This window comes from Sandaracinaceae bacterium, assembly GCA_020633055.1.
Classification (GTDB): domain Bacteria; phylum Myxococcota_A; class Polyangia; order Polyangiales; family Houyiibacteriaceae; genus JADJJE01.
In genome coordinates this window covers 295,021-310,399 of sequence record JACKEJ010000005.1, presented here as the reverse complement: position 1 = coordinate 310,399, position 15,379 = coordinate 295,021, and the positions used below count along the sequence as shown (strand labels likewise).

Genomic DNA, 15,379 nt, shown 5'->3' with positions numbered 1-15,379 from the left:
GCTCGCGTCCGAGGCCTTCAGTCGCGCACGGGGTTCTGCGCCACCCGCGGCCCCACGTCGTCCGCGAAGTAGATCAGGTACGTGTTCCCCATCCGCACGACGCTGGGGTCGTACTCCTCGAGGGGCGCGAAGTTCTGCACGCGGCCGAAGGTCGGGTTGTCGGCGGCGATGACGAACGGCAGCGCGTCGCCCTCGTCCGGCACGACGGCCGCCGCGAACACGACGCTCGACGTGGGCACGTCCAGCGAGCCGCCCTCGATGCCCACGGGCAGGGCCGTGCCGTAGGCGTCGGCGTACAGGCGCAGGATGTTGCGTCCCGCCGAGGAGCGCTCGACGCGCAGATCCGGACCGCCCAGCGTCGTGACCCCGACGAAGCGCTCGGGGTCCTCGAACGACGCGGGGGTCAGCGTCGCGGTGGCCCCCAGGGTGAACGTCGCGCCGTCCAGGTAGCCCACGCCCACACCCTCGCTCGCCGCACCGGCGACGGCGAACACCACGCGTTCGTTCACGTACGCCGCGCTCGGTGCGTGCAGCTCGCTGGCCCAGCCGGCGGGGGTCGCGACGGTCTCGAACGTGCTGACCGACGTGCCTGCCCCGCTCGGGTCCAGCGCCCGCGCGATGGACGACCCGCCGTCCACCTCGACGAACAGGTAGAGGCCGTCGGGCGTTCGCAGCACGGCCGGGTTCGAGAGCCGCGTCGCCCCGCCAGGGGGGAGGATGCCCTGCCCAGGCGTCGCGACGAAGCGTCGTCCGTCCGCGCTCTCGAAGCGCACGATGGACGACATCGCCGAGGGCGTCTGCAGCTCGGCGAACGCCACGACGCGCGTGCTCGCCTCCGTGTCGCTGACATCGTCCGCGGTGATCGCCGAGACGCCGGTCACCGCGCCGACCGCGGCTTGCACCAGGCACGTCTCGCCGTCGAAGCAGTTCGGGCCATCGGGCCCACAGCCCACCGCGGCGCAGCGTCCCACCAGGCACAGCTCACCGGTGGGGCAGTCGCTCTGGTCCCAGCACGCCGTTTCACACGCGCCGCCGTTGCACACCCCGTACGGGCCACACTGCTCATCGCTGTCGCAGCGCGGTTGGCAGCGCTTGGGCCGCCCGGCACACACCAGGCCGTCGCGGCAGTCCGAGGTGGCTTCGCAGAACTGCACCATGCACTGGCCGCAGACGCACGACTCCGGCGTGAGGCAGTCTTCGTGGGTCTCGCACGCCGACGGGACCTGCTCGTCCGCGCGGCACGTCCCCTCGCGCGAGACGCTCGGCAGCAGCCGCTGAGTGCCAATGCAGAACTGCAGGCTCCCCTGATCGGCGTAGGGCGCAACTCCGTCTCGCACCCGGACGCCGTCGCTCTCCGGCTGCGGCGCCAGGCCGCACGCCGCCGCGACCATCAGAGCACCCGCCACCCCGGCTCGCAGGAGGGCGCTCCGCCCGCTCTGGCTCTTTCCATGCGTGTTCATAGCGACACCCTCGCGCCCAGCGACAACACGTAGATCGGTCCCCCCACCGAAAGGTCTCCGCCCGACGAGGTGGGATCGTCCTTGGGGCTCACGCGCCGCTCCATGTACTGGAGCTGGAACGCGCCTTCGAGGCCGACGCGCGTGCCGGACACGTCGAACGAGTAGGTCCCGCCCACCGTGCCCGCGTGTCGGTTCGCGTCCGCATAGTTGGTCACGCCCGTCTGCAGCGGAACGGGCGTCTGCGAGAACCAGTAGCCCGCGCGCAGCTGGAGCTCACGCCCCTCGGCCAGGGGGTGCCGGTACTCGACACCCAAGCGCGGCGTCCAGGTGTTCCGGAGCCCGGGGTCGGGCTCCATGAACGAGGTCGTTGGCACTGGCGCGCCCAGGTTCACGTCGACGAGCACCAGCGCGGTCAGCTGATCGACGCGTGACCACTGCTGCCACGCCAGCTCCGCGCTCAGCGTGAAGCGACCGATGTCGCCGCTGCCGCCGATGACGAGCTCGCGGGGCGTGAAGCCGCTCGGGCCGCGGAACCGGAAGTTGAAGTCGCCGTCCACGGGCGTGCCCGGGACGCGCACCGTGGCGAGCACGTTCAGCTGCACGGTGAGCGCGAGCTCGTCCGTGAAGCGCGCCCCCAGGCGCAGCTCGGGGATGGGCGTGACCATCACCCCGACGACGGGCGCGGCCAGGATGGGGTAGTCGATCGAGAGCGTGCTCTCGGCGCGCGTCCCGGCAGGGTCCGCGTCCAGCTGGAAGTCGACTTGGTTGCCCCGCACGGCGCCCAAGATGGATGCGCCGAAGCCCACCGACAGCCAGCTGGCGAGGCGCACCGCCAGCGTCGCGTTGATGACCAGGCGGTGCGGGCCGTTGTCCCACATCACCAGGCGCTGCTCGGTCCCGGGCACGGTGTGCGCGCGCAGCAGGAACTGGTCGGGCACGTAGGCCGCCAGGTTGAACGCCATGTGTGCGCGGCCGATGTCGAACGGCACGGCGCCCGCAAGCGAGAAGCCACGGACGGGGAGCGTGTTCGGGTCGCGGCCGTTCACGTCGATGGAGAGCTCGGCGTACGAGTAGCCCAGGCTGAACTCGTAGCTGCCCGTGCCATGGACGCCTGCCGCGGGGTTGTAGATGGGCGCGCCGAGAGCGTCTGGGCCAGCCACCATCGCGTTGCCCATGCCTGGGCCGCGCGTGCCGAAGCCGATCTGCTCGGTCGGTGTGGCGCGCGCGACGGTCAGCGCGGTCGTCAGTGGGAGCAGCCACGCCAGCGCGGCGACGATGGTGCGCGTCTGGATCATTGCGTCAGCCCCAGCGTGAGAGTGAAGCCCATGGTCATGACCTGACCGCCGCCGGTCACGCGCTCGAAGCGCGAGCCCGAGTCCGGCGCTTTCACGTACGTGCGTGAGAACATGTGGTCCATCGAGAAGTGCACGTCCGCGGTGACCGGCAGGCCGTAGAAGTTGCCGAAGCGCACCCCGAGGCCCCCTGCGATGCCCAGCTTGTTGCCGTCCATCATGGTGGTGAGCCCAGGCTGCGACGTGCCCATCGAGGTCTCGAAGCGAGCCCCCGCCCGGTAGAAGACCGTCCACTGCTCGGACAGGTTCTGCTGGATCTGCGCGCCCAACCGCAGGTCGAACGCGTCACGGTACGCGCGCTCGATGGGCGGGTTCTCGATCGGGAGCCCCGTCACGATGGTGTTCACGTTGATCCAGGGCGCCCGCAGGTTGCGCCAGCGCTGCCACGTCGCGTCCAGCGACAGCTGCGCGATGCCCACGTCCACCGCGGCACCCGCAGCCAGCTCGTAGGGCGTCTGAATGCCGTCCAGTCGGAAGGTGATGTTCAGCGGCACGTTTCCCACCGTGCTGTCTGCTTGGATCTTCACGGGGACCCGGAAGCGGTGCCGGTAGGTCAGGCCGAAGCGGACGTGCTCGTTGAGTTCGTAGCGCAGGCCAAGCATCCCCGACAGGGCGGTGTCGGCGCTGATGAAGATGCCCGGCTCGACGTCACGGGTGGGGCCCTCGGACGCGAGCACGAGACCATCGACGCCGCCGAACACGCTGACACCACCGCCGAACGAGAAGCCATGGCCGAGGTCCACCGCACCGCCCAGCAGGAAGACGATCCGCTGCGTGCGGTTGGCGTAGTACCCGAAGGTGGGGTCCGCCGTGGTCTCGATGCGCAGGCGCAAGAGGTCCGTGGGCAGCGTGCTGATGTATGCGCCGATGGACACACGCCCGAGCGGCACGACCAGCCCGACGGTGATGTTGTCAGGGCTCAGGATGTCTTCGTCGTGCGTCTCGGGCGTGCCACCCGCGACCCCCGTCCAGCTGAGCGTGGACAGGAAGCGCATGTAGCCCACGCTCAGCTCGGCGCGCTCGGCCGCGATCAACCCGGCGGGGTTGTAGTGGAGGGCCTCTGCGCCGTCCGCGACCGCCGTCATGGCGCCGCCGCGCGCGATGGCCTCCGAACCGAAGCCCGCGACGTCGCCAGCGTTGGCGCGGGCCCGGGGAGCGCCGAGCGCGCAGACCAGCGCGGCGAGCAGCGCGGCCGCCGCGACCTTGTTCCGTGGAGTTCGCCTCATCGCTGGAACTGCCCTCGTTGTTCAGGATCTCTGCGCACGTACCGTCCTGTCGTCGCCGTCGTCGAAGTCGAGCCCCTGCTGGTCGGCGCGCAGCAGCAAGCGGCTGGTGGGGAGGAAGTTGAGCGGCGGGATGTTCTGGCGTCACCGCGCCTGTCGAGAGCCCGAGGCCGACCACGCGCACGTCGCTGTCCACGATGGAGAAGTCGAGGTTGAGCGACACCTGGCCGTCCACAGTTGGGGTTCTGATGATGCCGTCGAACGACGGAGCGATTCGCACGGCGACTGTACGCCTCACCTCCACGAGGCCTCCCTCGCCGCTGTTGGCCAGGGCGTGACACCGAGTTTCGTCGCCGTCCTCGCCGAACGGCGACTCGTAGCCGGGCACGGACTCTTCCGTGGTCCCGGCGGTCATGCAGCCTGGCAGGCCGAGGTCCCAGCGGGAGGGGCCGGTGTCGCCCAGGTTCGCGCCCACGTCACCACAGAGGTGGGTCCGGAACGCGGTGCCGCCGGCGCTCGATCGGCAGCCCTGTTGAAGCCCACGTCCAGCGTCGGCAGCAGGGCGCCGAACGCCCGCTGATCAGATCCGATGTCGGCGTCGCCGTGGATCCTCCGGGCATCGGAACGCGCTCCCGGTGATGGTGGGTGATCGAGGCGGCACACCCGGAGCGCGACCACACGCCGTCACCGTTCCCATCGTCCGAGACCACGGCGCGCATGGTCAGGCGAGACGGACGCACCTGAGGGTCTGGGCACAGCGCGACCAGCGCCCGGGGGAGGCCCGTGAGCTCCACCTGCAGGTCCGCCTGCGCCGCCCACTGGCCCGCGAGGTTCACGGCGCCTTCTTGTGGGCTACAGATGCCGTCGCGGGGCGGTGGCCCCATGTCAGGCCGTGGCGGGGTGGCTCCCGAGTCCCCACAGCCGCAAGAGGCACCCGCCAAGAGCGCGAGCCCCAGCCACGTCGACCAGACCTTCGTCGTGCGTTCCATCACCGTGGCGCTGGTGTATCAGAAGTGCACGACTCACCGATAGCAGAAACAACCAGAGGTGAACTGTATCATCGAATGGGCCTGCAGGGACCCGAGGCGCCCTCCATGCGGGGCTGCCAGGCGGACCGCGGTCCACCGTTCCCCGTTCACTCCGCGATCTGCACCCCGGCCGCGCGCAGCTCGTCGAGCGCCCGGGCCACATCGCCGGGCTTCAGCTCCACGCCACGGCACCCGGCGCTCAGCAGCGTCACCTCGAACCCGAGCTCGCGCGCGTCCAGGGCGGTGAACTTCACGCAGTAGTCCGTGGCCAGCCCCAGCACGCTCAGCGCGCGCACCCCGCGCTCCCGCAGCCAGTCCCCGAGGCCGGTCGCGTGCCGCCGGCCGTTGTCGAAGAAGCCGCTGTAGCTGTCGACGGTCGGGTCGCTGCCCTTACGGAACACGGCGGTGATGCGCTCACGGTCGAGCTCGGCGCACAGCTCGGCGCCAGCGGTGCCCTGCACGCAGTGGTCGGGCCACAGCACTTGGGTGAGCCCGTGCAGCTCGATCAGCTCACCGGGCTCTTTGCCCGGGTGCTGGCTGGCGAACGAGCCGTGGTCGGGCGGGTGCCAGTCCTGCGTCGCGACGATGCAGCCGAATTCCTGCATGCGCGCGACCGCATAGGGCACCACCAAGTCACCCTCGGCGACGGCCAGCGCGCCTCCGGGGAGGAAGTCCGGCTGCAGGTCCACCAGGACGAGGGCGTGGTCATCGGCGTGCATCGTGTCTTTCCTTGTCGTGCTCGCGCGCGGCGCCGCGCAGCGGGCTGTGCCCCCCCGGTGTCAGAGCGTGCGGTCGAGCAGCTCGCGCAGCTCGAGCTCGTAGCCGCCCGACAGGATCGGGAAGCGGCACCAGGTCTTGGGGTCCAGGTTCTTGTCGTCCACGTGGAACGAGGGCGCGTAGCGCTCGCGCTTCCACTGGTTGCGGCACCACAAGCGGAAGAAGCGCACCACCCAGGTGCGCAGCTGCTCGGGGGCGTACTGGGGGAACTCGGCGCGCATCAGGTCGAACGCGTCGCTCGGGCCCTTCTTGTCGCGGATGGCCACCATCTCGATGGCGTCCAGCAACGGGTAGGGCATCAGGTCGCCTTCGTCCGTCTGCTCGGCCGCCCGGGGCCGCAGCTCGGCGGTGGGCTGCTGTCGGTTGATGTGCGCGAGCGCCGGGGTGGGGGCGAGGCCGTGCGGCCCGGTGCTCTCCATGAAGCGCAGCCACTGCCGCAGGAAGGCCTTGTCGATGCCCGCGATGGGGGAGACGCCGCCGCTCGTGTCGCCGTCCATCGTGGCGTAGCCCACGGCCGCCTCGGAGCGGTTGCTGGTGGAGAGCAGCAGCTGCGAGCGCAGGTTCGCGAGCATCCAGATGCTGGGGCTGCGCGTGCGTGCCTGGATGTTCTGCAGCGTGACGTCGTCCTGCTCCCACGTGAGCGGGCGCCCGACGGCGCCCTCGATGAGCGCGACGTAGCTCTTCACGAGGGCGTCGACGTCCAGCTCGAAGTGGTCCGCGTGCACGGCTTCGGCGATGGCGCGCGCGGCGTTGCGCGTCACGTCGCCGCTGTTCTGGGTGGCCTGGTAGGCGGTGGTCAGCAGGTGCGGCATCAGCTCGTCCACGCTGCTGGCTCGGCCGATGCTGCGCAGGTGCGCGAGCCGCTTGGACAGGCCCTCCCAGCCCAGCTCGGCGGCCGCGAGCCGGAGCGCCGTGTACACCAGCAGCACGCACGCGGCCGAGTCCGCGCCGCCGCTCAGCGACACGACGAAGCCCTGGGCGTGCGACTTGCGCATGTAGTCGAAGAGCGCGAGCGCGATGGCGCGGGTGAACTCCTCTTCCTTGCGGTGAGGGCCCTCCACCCACGGGGGGGGCTGCACCTCGTGGCGCCGCGCGGGCACCGGGTCGTGGTCGAAGGGCACACGCACGCAGCGCTCGTCCCCCTCCACCTCGGGCCGGAAGCTGGCCGACTGCGCGCGGATCAGGCGCGTGTGGTCGATGTCCAGCACCGCGTCGTACACGCCAGACCCCGCGAACGAGAAAGGCACCGTCTCGGCCAGCAGGCTGCCGGCGGCCGCGATCATCCCGCCGCCGTCGTACACGGCGCGCCCCGCTTCGTTGCCCAGCAGGTTGGCGTAGAGGTAGCTCACGCCGAACGCGCGCGAGCCCTCCAGCACCAAGCGCCGCCGGATGCGCTGCTTGCCGAACGCGAAGTGGCTGGCGCTGGGGTTGAGGATGACGTCCACGCCCTGCAGCGACAGGCTGGCGCCCGGGCGGCGCGCGACCCACGCGTCCTCGCAGATCTCGAAGCCCAGCAGCACGCCACCCACGTCGAACGTGAGGTCGCCGATGGGGTAGCGGCGCTCGCCGTGCTCCAGCGTGGCGCGGCGCCCAGTGGGCCACGGCTTGAACCAGCGCGGCTCGTAGTGGATGCCGTCCCCCGCGAGGAACTGCTTGGCCACGAACCCCGCGATCTCCCCGTCGACGACGAGCGCGGCGGTGTTGTAGACGCAGCCCCGGTGCAGCACGGGCATGCCGAAGCTGACGATCATCCCACGCGTCAGCGGCAGCAGGCGCTCGAGGGTGTGGAAGGCCTGCTCCTGGAGAAACGACGCCAGGAACATGTCCTCGCAGCCGTAGCCCGTGATGCACAGCTCGGGCAGACACAGCAGCGTGACCCCACGGCGGCGCGCCTCGGCGATGGCCGCCTCGATGTTGGCGCGGTTCTCGTCCCAAGCGAACGGGGTCTGGTTGAGGACGGCGATGGCCGCGTGGATGCGGTTCATGAGGCACCTCGTTGGGTCGCGAGCGCGTCGCGCAGCACGGGCGCGATGCTGGTCACGCGCAGGAAGGGGTCGTCGCCGAAGGACTCGGCGTTGGGGTGCGAGTCCGTACACGCCACGTGCGTGAACAGCCCGGAGTCGCGCAGCTTGGCGAGGCCGTCGCCCGGGAACACGCCGTGCGTGCAGACCGCCGCGACCTCGGCCGCGCCCGCCGAGAGGTACGAGCGCGCAGCCCCGATCAGCGAGCCCCCGGTGCGGATCATGTCGTCGTAGATGACCACCTTGCGACCCACCACGTCCGCAGCGAGCGCGGTGACCTCGGTGGCCGATCCGCTCAGGCGGCGCTTGAACACGAAGCCGGCAGACACGCCGATGTCGTTGGCGAGCGACTCGACCCACTTGGCGCGGCCCGCGTCGGTCGCGCCGAGCACGAAGTCGTCACCGCCCAGCTCTCGCAGCATCGGGATGATGACGGGCTTGGCGTACACGTGCAGCGGCCGGATGCTGCCCGAGAAGTAGTGCGGGATGCCCTCCGCGTGGAGGTCCAGCAGGACCACGCGGTTGCCGCTGCCCGCCGTGGGGATGCTGGAGAGCAGGCGCGCGCGGGTCTTGGCGACGACCACCTCGCCGGGCTTCACGGCGCGCTCCATGGTCTGGTAGCCGAAGTACGGGATGACCAGCGTCAGCGTGTGCGCGCCCTGGTGCACCAGCGCGCAGGCCAGGTCGTAGAGCTCGAGGGTGTCGGCGTCGCTGATGGTGCCGCCCAGCACGACGCAGTCGCGGTTGCTGCACGCTTCGGTGATGCGCAGGTAGCGCTCCCCGTCCGGGAACTGACGCCGCTCGAGCGTCCCGGCCTGCAGCTCCTCGTACGCGCAGAGGCGCTCGGCGAGAGACGCGTAGGTGCGCGTCGCAAAGACCAGCACGGGCCCGTGGAGGAGCGGCGCGCTCACGACACGGCCTCCGTGCTGCGGCGCTCGGACATCAGCGTGCTGCGCGACTGCGCGACGTGAGCGTCCAGGTACACGGGATACTCGCCCGTGCTCGTGAGGGCCTTGAGCGCGGCGGGCAGCCCGGCCAGCTCACGCTTTGCGCGCGCGCGGACGTCGGCGAGGGCCGGTGACGCCGCGACCCGCTGGCCCGCCCGCATCACTGGCACGGAGAGGCTCTCGATACGCGTGTGCTCTGGGGTGGCCACGGGCTCTCCCGTCGCGAGCGAGCACAGCGCGAGGGGCGCGCTTTCGTCCTGCGCCCCAGCGCTGTGGTCGAGGTCCAGCAGCACGTCCCCCACGGGCACCTCACCATCGTACATGCGCTTGGCCAGCAGGCGCCCGGGCAGCGAGACCTTGATGGCTTGCTCGCTGAGCTTGATGCGCGGCGTGAGCACGCCGTGTTCGTCCGCCAGCGCCGCGAGCTTGTACACCCCGCCCAGCGCGGGCTGGTCGTAGCAGGTCGATAGCCGCGTCCCCACGCCGTAGATGTCGATCGTGGCGCCTTCCCGCTGGAGCGCGTCGATGCGGTACTCGTCGAGGTCGTTGCTGGCCACCACCTTGGCGTCCGACATGCCCGCTGCGTCCAGCTGCGCGCGCGCGTCCTTGGACAGCGCCGTGAGGTCCCCCGAGTCCAAGCGCACGCCGTTCAGCCGGTTGCCACGCGCCTCGAGTTGGCGACCGACCTCGATGGCGATGCCGACGCCGGTGTGCGTGTCGTAGGTGTCCACCAGGAAGATGCAGTTGCCCGGCATGGCGTCGGCGTAGGCCTCGAACGCCGTGCGCTCGTCCGGGAAGGCCATGACCCAGCTGTGCGCGTGGGTGCCGGTGACGGGCACGCCGTAGCGCATGCCGGCCAGCACGTTGCTGGTGCCCGTGCAGCCCCCGAGGTACGCCGCGCGGCTCACCGCCAGCCCGCCATCCACTCCCTGGGCGCGCCGCAGCCCAAACTCGACGACGGGCCGGGCGCCCGCGACGTGCGCGACGCGCGAGGCCTTGGTGGCCACGAGCGTCTGGAAGTTCACGATGGTGAGCAGCGCCGTCTCCACCAGCTGGGCTTGGTAGAGCGGGCCGCTCACGCGCAGCAGCGGCTCGTGCGGGAACACCGCCGTCCCTTCCGGGATGGCGTCCACCTCGAGCCCGCTGGGGGTGTCGCGCAGGAACTGCAGGAAGTCGTCGGGGAAGAGGCGTTGCTTCTGCGCGTCCAGCAGCGTCGCGAGGTAGGCGCACTCGGCCTCGCTGAAGCGCAGCGCCTCGAGGAAGTCGAGCGCCTGCTCGAGGCCTGCGGCGATCGCGTAGCCGCCCTCGAAGGGGCAGCGCCGGAAGTGCAGGTGGAAGCACGACTCGCGCTGCGCGATCCCGGCGCGGAAGTACCCGAGCGCCATGGTCAGCTGATACAGGTCGGTGAGCAGCGGCGACAGTGCGGACATCGCTCGTGTCGTACACGAAGCGTCCGCGACGGTCATGGGTTTTCGAGCGCCGCACGGATGCGCGCGGCCGTGACCTCGGGAGGCGTCGAGCTCATCGCGAGCCCCGTACTCAGCTCGAAGCCCGCACCGCCGCCGCCGCGTGGGGCGATCTCGATCGCGAAGTAGGCGTGCGCTGCCTCTCGCTCCGCGACCGGCAGCTGGTGCCAGACGAGGTTGTAGTCGGTCTTGCCCGATGCCTGCAGCGCGGCGCGCGCGAGCCGCTGCAGGTGGCCGCCCAGCGCGCGCAGGGCGCCGTCGTCGAGCGCCGAGAAGGGCGCCGGTGGAGCGTTGCCTGCGGTCGTCGGCGCCACCAGCACCTCGTACGGGTGGCGGGGTGCGAAGGGGCACGACGCGAACCACTCGCCATCGTCGAGCAGCACGCGGACGGCGGCTTCGCGCTCGCTCGCGATGTGCGCGGCGAGGATGTTGGTCCCGGTCTCCACGAAGTGCTCGTAGGCGCGCGCGCGGCGCGCGGCTTGGGTGGGACCGGCGACGCTCGCCCCGATCATCTGTGCGTGGGGGTGCGGCTGCGAGCTGCCCGCCCGTCGCCCGCGGTTGCGGAACAGGCTGACGCTCACGACACCGGGAGTCTGCTCCAGCACACGCATCCGGTCACGCAGGGCCGTGAGCAGCAGCGTCATGTGCGCTTCGTCGTAGTCCACCAGGTCCAGCGCGTGCTCGGGGTGCTCGATGACCACGTCGTGCACCCCCAGCGCTGGCGCGGCGAGACCGCCGGCAGGAGGCGCGAAGGTCGCGCCCTCGAGCGACTCGAACACCCATGGGTAGAGGTTGGGGACGAAGCGCACGCGCCACGGCTGCGTCGGGTCGGCCGGCACGCGCACCACGGTGGGCTCGGTGTGGTCCTCGGCGCCCGGGCAGAAAGGGCAGGGCCCAGCGGGCTGCGGCAGACCCGCGCCGGGGTCGCGCCCGTGCCGAATCTTCGCGCGCACGGAGGACACGATCACGGGGTAGCCCGTGAAGCGGTCGACACGCACCTCGGGTGCCGTGCTCGCCGTGCTCGCGGGGGCCGCTGGGGCGCGGACGGGCGGCTCCCGCCCCTCGAGCAAGCGGCGCTTCTGCACCTTGCCCATCGCGTTGCGCGGCAAGCTCTCGACCAACTCGAACGCGCGGGGCTGCTTGTGGCGGGTCAGGAGCGTGGCGCAGTGCGTGCGTAGCGCGTCCACCTCCACGGCGACCCCCGCGCGCGGCACGACGAACGCCACGATGCGCTCGCCCAGGTCCTCGTCCGGCACGCCCACGGCGGCCACCTCGGCCACTGCGGGGTGCTCCAGCAGGGCAGCCTCGATCTCACCAGCGCCCACCTTGTAGCCACCCGTCTTGATCAGGTCCGTGCTGCGCCTCCCCACGATACGCAGGGCCCCGTCGGGGGTCCGCGTCGCCAGGTCCCCCGTGTAGAACCAGCCGTCGTCGTCGAGCACCTCGCGCGTCGCATCGGGGCGGTCGAGATAGCCGAGGAACACGCTCGGTCCGCGCACCGCGATCTCGCCCAGCGTGCTGTCGTCGTCGGCGCTCGGGGGCAGCGGTCGGCGCGCTTCGTCGACGCGGCGCAGCGCGACGGTGGGGAGCGGCGGCCCGACGTACCCAGGACGGGGCGGCCCGTCGGCGGGTACCGCGCAGTTGATGAGCGTCTCCGTCAAGCCGTAGCGCTCGTGTACGCCGCGCCCGCTCAGCGCTTCGACGCGGCGGTGCTCGCGCGTCGAGAGCCCGGCGGAGCCCGAGACGAGCAGGCGCGCGCGCCGCAGCGCGTCGGCGATGACGGCCGCGTTCGGACCACCCGCGTCCGCCGCGTCCAGCAGACGGTGGTACATCGTGGGCACCGCGAAGAGCACGCCTCTGCCCGCCGGCGCCTCGCTCAACGCGGCGCTCAGAGCGAGCGGCGTGAAGCGCGACACGTGATGCAGGGCGCCACCCACCCGCAGCGCGCCCAGCAGCCCCAACACCAAACCGTGGACGTGGAACAGCGGCAGCGCGTGCACGACGACGTCTTCCGCGCACCATCCCCACGTCTGGGCGAGCGCGTCGAGGTTGGCGGCCAGGTTGCGGCTGCTCAGCTGCGCCCCCTTCGGCGCTCCAGTAGTCCCCGAGGTGTAGAGGATCAGGGCCACGTCGTCCGCGACGGGGCGCGGCGTGAGCGCCCCCTCCGACGTGGCGTGTGGCAGGTCGCTCCCTCGCAGCAGCTGGAGCTCCTCGTGCAGCCCCGGCAGCGGCGTCGCCGCGCGGAGCCCCTCGGCGTGCGCCTCGTCGACGAACACCCTGCGCGGCGCGGCGTCACGCAGGACGTGCTCCAGCTCCCGCGCGCCGAGCGCCGGGTTGAGCGGCACGGAGACCACCCCGTGCGTGAGCTGCGCCAGCAAGGCGGCGGCGACCTCCATGCTCGCGTGGGTGAACACGCCCACGCGGTCGCCTGTACGCACGTCCGCCGCTTCGAGACGCGCGAGGTGCGCGTCGACGCGAGCGCGGAGGGCGCGGTAGCTCAGTGTGACGTCGTCGATGCGCAAGGCGTCGGCGTCGTCGGGTTCCATCAGGCGGGGGAGCAACATGGACACCGGCGGCATGTACCACGCGTCCCGGCCCTGGTCGCCTCGAGGCCGACGACGCGGCAGCGCCACGGACGGCTCGGGCCTTGGCTCGCGGGAGCGACCACCAGGACATCCCCGGCGCACGTCGACACATCGACGCCCTAACCTCTCGATCCGTGTGGGCCGATTGGCGTATAGTCGAGCCGTGGACCAGCCCAACGCAGACTTGGACCACCTGATGAGCCGCGTAGCGTGCGGCGAGGTCAGACTCGTGCGTTCCCTCCTCGCGCGGAGTGCCCGTGAGCACCTCGACGCGCTCCGCGACGAGCTGGAGCGTCAGCTGCGCACCCTGCCTGTGCCGCTGCACCACAGTCACCCTTTGACGCGCGAACGCAGCTCGCTGATGACCCTGCGCGACACCATCGACGCCTGTCTCGGGATGCCGGAGGCGCTGCTCCGCGAGGCGCGGGAGCGCTGGCTCGCGGGCGGATCCCATGTCGAGTACCTGCGCCTGCTGGTCCAGAACGGGCACAGCGCCCGCGCTGTCAGCATGGCCATCGCGCTCCTGGACGCGAACGAGCAGCGGGACCGACAGGAGCTCGAGACGCTCTTGGCGGAGGTCTCGCTCGCGCCGAGCGGCTGGGCACGGGCTGTGACGGCGTTCGCGCAGGACCCCTCCGAGCTGAGCTGGCGCCGGCTCCAGCGCTTCACGCCGTGCGAGGTGTACCAGGAGCGCGTGCGCTACACGCTGCGGATCTTGATGCAGCTCGGGGTCACGGCCGAAGTCGTGTTCCACTTCGCCACGCTCGATGGCGCCACGCCCGAGGCCATCGGCATGGCCGAGGAGGGCTTGGTGTCGGCGCGCGTGGTCGAGGAGCGCTCCCTGCGCTCGGACACCGAGGGACGTGTGCTGTGGCTCGGGCTGGCGGCGCGCGCGGCTTGCGTGGCGGGCGATCACCTCGGCACCATCCGGCTGCTGCGCGCGGCGTACGCCGCCTCGCGAGGGAGCTGCTACGACCCCGCCCGCGACCTGGCGTTCGTCCGCGACCACGCGGACGCGTGCCTGCGTGCCCTGCTGCGCAACGCAGGCTTTCCCATGCACTGACGCTTCGCTCAGTTCAGCCGTGCCACGCCCGTCTGGACCAGCACCGTGTCCCCGCGCGGCGTCTCGAGCACGACGAACACCGCCCAAGCGCCATCGTCGAGCGTCGGTTCGGTGAACGGCACCAGCACGGTCGCGCTCGGGGGCGACACCCCGAGGCGCAGCGGCGCTGCCGCGCCGGTCGGAATGGTCACGTGCCATGCAAGGTCCGCGAACTCGGGCGCGGGGATCTCCTCGGAGAACTCGGAGGTCGGATCGAACGGCTCGGTCTCCTGACAGGCCGCGGCGCAGCGTCCAACCTGGACCTCCACGACCTCACCCATCGGCCAGCTCACGAGGAACCCCTCCGGGCTGCTCCTGACCCGCAGCTCGGCCCGCCCGCTCGGTGCGTTGTTGCCGTGTAGGCAGCCAACGAGTGCGACCGCCAGCAGCGCGCCGCTCACGCGCGCGATCGACCAACGCCGTGGCATTTCAGAGGAACTCCGGGCGCACGCCGTGCACGCGCAGGGCGCCCGCACGCACTTGGAACGAGGCAGGCGCGATACCCGGGGCCTCGCCGTCGATGTCCATGTACGCCGTGTGTCGCTGCGGCGTGACCTTCACGCGTTGCCCCTGGAACACACGTACCAGCTTCGAGCGGGTGTGCGTGCCCTTGTAGAGCCCGCGCATCACGGGCAGCGAGCGCAGCGTGCTCGCGGACTCCAGCACCACCACGTCCAGCAGGCCGTCGGTCAGCCGTGCGTCGGGGGCGAACATCATCCCGCCGCCGGCCCAACGCCCGTTGCACACGCAGATGTTCGAGATGCGGAAGACGCCGAGCGGCTCTCCGTCCACCTCGAGCTCCACCTCCGCTGGCTGGTACACCGAGTTGGCGCGCAGCGTCGCCAGGGCGTACGCGGGGCCACCGCGCAAGCGGTGCTTGGATTCGTTTACGAAGCGGTCCACCAGCCCGCCGATGCCCAAGGACGCGATGTTCAAGAAGTGACGCCCACGAGCTTCGCCTCCCTCGGTGACGTACTCCACCCACCCGCAGTCGACCGTGACGGGCTCCGTGCGCGCGATGCTGCGGCAGGCCGCGCTCAGGTCCTCGGTGTTGGTGAGCATGCGGCGAAAGTCGCCCCCCGTTCCTGCGTGCAAGATGCCCAGCGACACGCCAGTCCCCGCGCCTGCGCGCATGATGCCGTCCGTGATCTCGCTGTGCGTCCCGTCTCCACCGAACGACACCAGTGTGGTCGCGCCTGCGTCGATGGCCTCGCGCGCGCAGCGCACCCCGTCTCCGATGCTCTGGGTCTGCAGGAACCGCACGCCGTCCCCGAGCTCGGCGCGGATCTCGGCGCTGAGGCGATGCCAATTCAGGCCGACCCAGCCACCCCGGCCGTGTGGGTTGGCGATGACGTACGTGTTCGCGGGATCGATCATGATGGAGCGAGAGGATGCCCGCTCGTGGCCACCTTCGCTAC

Annotated in this window: 12 protein-coding genes; 2 read left to right on the top strand and 10 right to left on the bottom strand. The window is 71.3% G+C overall.

Annotated features, from left to right (window positions below; translation table 11 throughout):
- Nucleotides 1-17: 17 nt before the first annotated feature.
- The 3 genes from H6726_06155 to H6726_06145 are packed head-to-tail and all read right to left on the bottom strand — an operon-like array spanning nt 18 to nt 4,038.
- Nucleotides 18-1,460, bottom strand: coding sequence for a hypothetical protein (locus H6726_06155; protein ID MCB9657219.1), 1,443 nt, complete (start codon nt 1,458-1,460; stop codon nt 18-20).
- Nucleotides 1,457-2,755 carry an outer membrane protein transport protein gene (locus tag H6726_06150; protein ID MCB9657218.1) on the bottom strand — a complete coding sequence of 433 codons (1,299 nt, stop codon included), beginning with the start codon at nt 2,753-2,755 and terminating at the stop codon, nt 1,457-1,459. The genes H6726_06155 and H6726_06150 overlap by 4 nt, the downstream gene beginning before the upstream one ends.
- Nucleotides 2,752-4,038: a hypothetical protein gene (locus tag H6726_06145; protein ID MCB9657217.1), complete on the bottom strand. Its 1,287-nt coding sequence runs from the start codon at nt 4,036-4,038 to the stop codon at nt 2,752-2,754. The genes H6726_06150 and H6726_06145 overlap by 4 nt, the downstream gene beginning before the upstream one ends.
- 879 nt (nt 4,039-4,917) lie before the next feature.
- On the opposite strand from H6726_06145, the gene H6726_06140 reads away from it, so the two are divergent.
- The gene (locus H6726_06140) at nt 4,918-5,067 is read left to right on the top strand and encodes a hypothetical protein (protein MCB9657216.1); all 150 of its coding nucleotides are present in this window, start codon (nt 4,918-4,920) and stop codon (nt 5,065-5,067) included.
- A 103-nt stretch (nt 5,068-5,170) separates the two neighbouring features.
- Here the strand turns inward: H6726_06140 and pncA are convergent, their stop codons facing one another.
- The 5 genes from pncA to H6726_06115 are packed head-to-tail and all read right to left on the bottom strand — an operon-like array spanning nt 5,171 to nt 12,853.
- Complete coding sequence (pncA, locus tag H6726_06135; protein MCB9657215.1) at nt 5,171-5,782, bottom strand: bifunctional nicotinamidase/pyrazinamidase; 612 nt, start codon at nt 5,780-5,782, stop codon at nt 5,171-5,173.
- A gap of 60 nt (nt 5,783-5,842) precedes the next feature.
- On the bottom strand, nt 5,843-7,825 hold the full coding sequence (nadE, locus tag H6726_06130; GenBank protein ID MCB9657214.1) for an NAD(+) synthase: 1,983 nt from the start codon (nt 7,823-7,825) through the stop codon (nt 5,843-5,845).
- Nucleotides 7,822-8,745, bottom strand: coding sequence for a ribose-phosphate diphosphokinase (gene prs, locus H6726_06125; protein MCB9657213.1), 924 nt, complete (start codon nt 8,743-8,745; stop codon nt 7,822-7,824). Before prs ends, nadE begins: the two co-directional genes overlap by 4 nt.
- 23 nt (nt 8,746-8,768) lie before the next feature.
- Nucleotides 8,769-10,274: a nicotinate phosphoribosyltransferase gene (gene pncB, locus H6726_06120; GenBank protein ID MCB9657212.1), complete on the bottom strand. Its 1,506-nt coding sequence runs from the start codon at nt 10,272-10,274 to the stop codon at nt 8,769-8,771.
- Nucleotides 10,271-12,853 (bottom strand): AMP-binding protein, encoded by a 2,583-nt coding sequence (locus H6726_06115; protein MCB9657211.1) that lies wholly within the window; start codon nt 12,851-12,853, stop codon nt 10,271-10,273. The genes pncB and H6726_06115 overlap by 4 nt, the downstream gene beginning before the upstream one ends.
- Nucleotides 12,854-13,022: 169 nt before the next feature.
- On the opposite strand from H6726_06115, the gene H6726_06110 reads away from it, so the two are divergent.
- A complete protein-coding gene (locus H6726_06110) occupies nt 13,023-13,922 on the top strand; it encodes a hypothetical protein (GenBank protein MCB9657210.1) in 900 nt (299 codons plus the stop codon).
- A gap of 8 nt (nt 13,923-13,930) precedes the next feature.
- Here H6726_06110 and H6726_06105 read toward each other — a convergent pair whose 3' ends face one another.
- Complete coding sequence (locus H6726_06105) at nt 13,931-14,389, bottom strand: hypothetical protein (protein MCB9657209.1); 459 nt, start codon at nt 14,387-14,389, stop codon at nt 13,931-13,933.
- A gap of 1 nt (nt 14,390) precedes the next feature.
- A complete protein-coding gene (locus tag H6726_06100; protein MCB9657208.1) occupies nt 14,391-15,338 on the bottom strand; it encodes a diacylglycerol kinase family lipid kinase in 948 nt (315 codons plus the stop codon).
- Nucleotides 15,339-15,379 lie beyond the last annotated feature (41 nt).

What these genes read in the sequence shown, in the direction of transcription:
- H6726_06155 (MCB9657219.1), bottom strand. Translation starts at nt 1,460, where the DNA reads ATGAACACGCATGGAAAGAGCCAGAGCGGGCGGAGCGCCCTCCTGCGA.
- H6726_06150 (MCB9657218.1), bottom strand. Translation starts at nt 2,755, where the DNA reads ATGATCCAGACGCGCACCATCGTCGCCGCGCTGGCGTGGCTGCTCCCA.
- H6726_06145 (MCB9657217.1), bottom strand. Translation starts at nt 4,038, where the DNA reads ATGAGGCGAACTCCACGGAACAAGGTCGCGGCGGCCGCGCTGCTCGCC.
- H6726_06140 (MCB9657216.1), top strand. Translation starts at nt 4,918, where the DNA reads ATGTCAGGCCGTGGCGGGGTGGCTCCCGAGTCCCCACAGCCGCAAGAG.
- pncA (MCB9657215.1), bottom strand. Translation starts at nt 5,782, where the DNA reads ATGCACGCCGATGACCACGCCCTCGTCCTGGTGGACCTGCAGCCGGAC.
- nadE (MCB9657214.1), bottom strand. Translation starts at nt 7,825, where the DNA reads ATGAACCGCATCCACGCGGCCATCGCCGTCCTCAACCAGACCCCGTTC.
- pncB (MCB9657212.1), bottom strand. Translation starts at nt 10,274, where the DNA reads ATGACCGTCGCGGACGCTTCGTGTACGACACGAGCGATGTCCGCACTG.
- H6726_06115 (MCB9657211.1), bottom strand. Translation starts at nt 12,853, where the DNA reads ATGCCGCCGGTGTCCATGTTGCTCCCCCGCCTGATGGAACCCGACGAC.
- H6726_06105 (MCB9657209.1), bottom strand. Translation starts at nt 14,389, where the DNA reads ATGCCACGGCGTTGGTCGATCGCGCGCGTGAGCGGCGCGCTGCTGGCG.
- H6726_06100 (MCB9657208.1), bottom strand. Translation starts at nt 15,338, where the DNA reads ATGATCGATCCCGCGAACACGTACGTCATCGCCAACCCACACGGCCGG.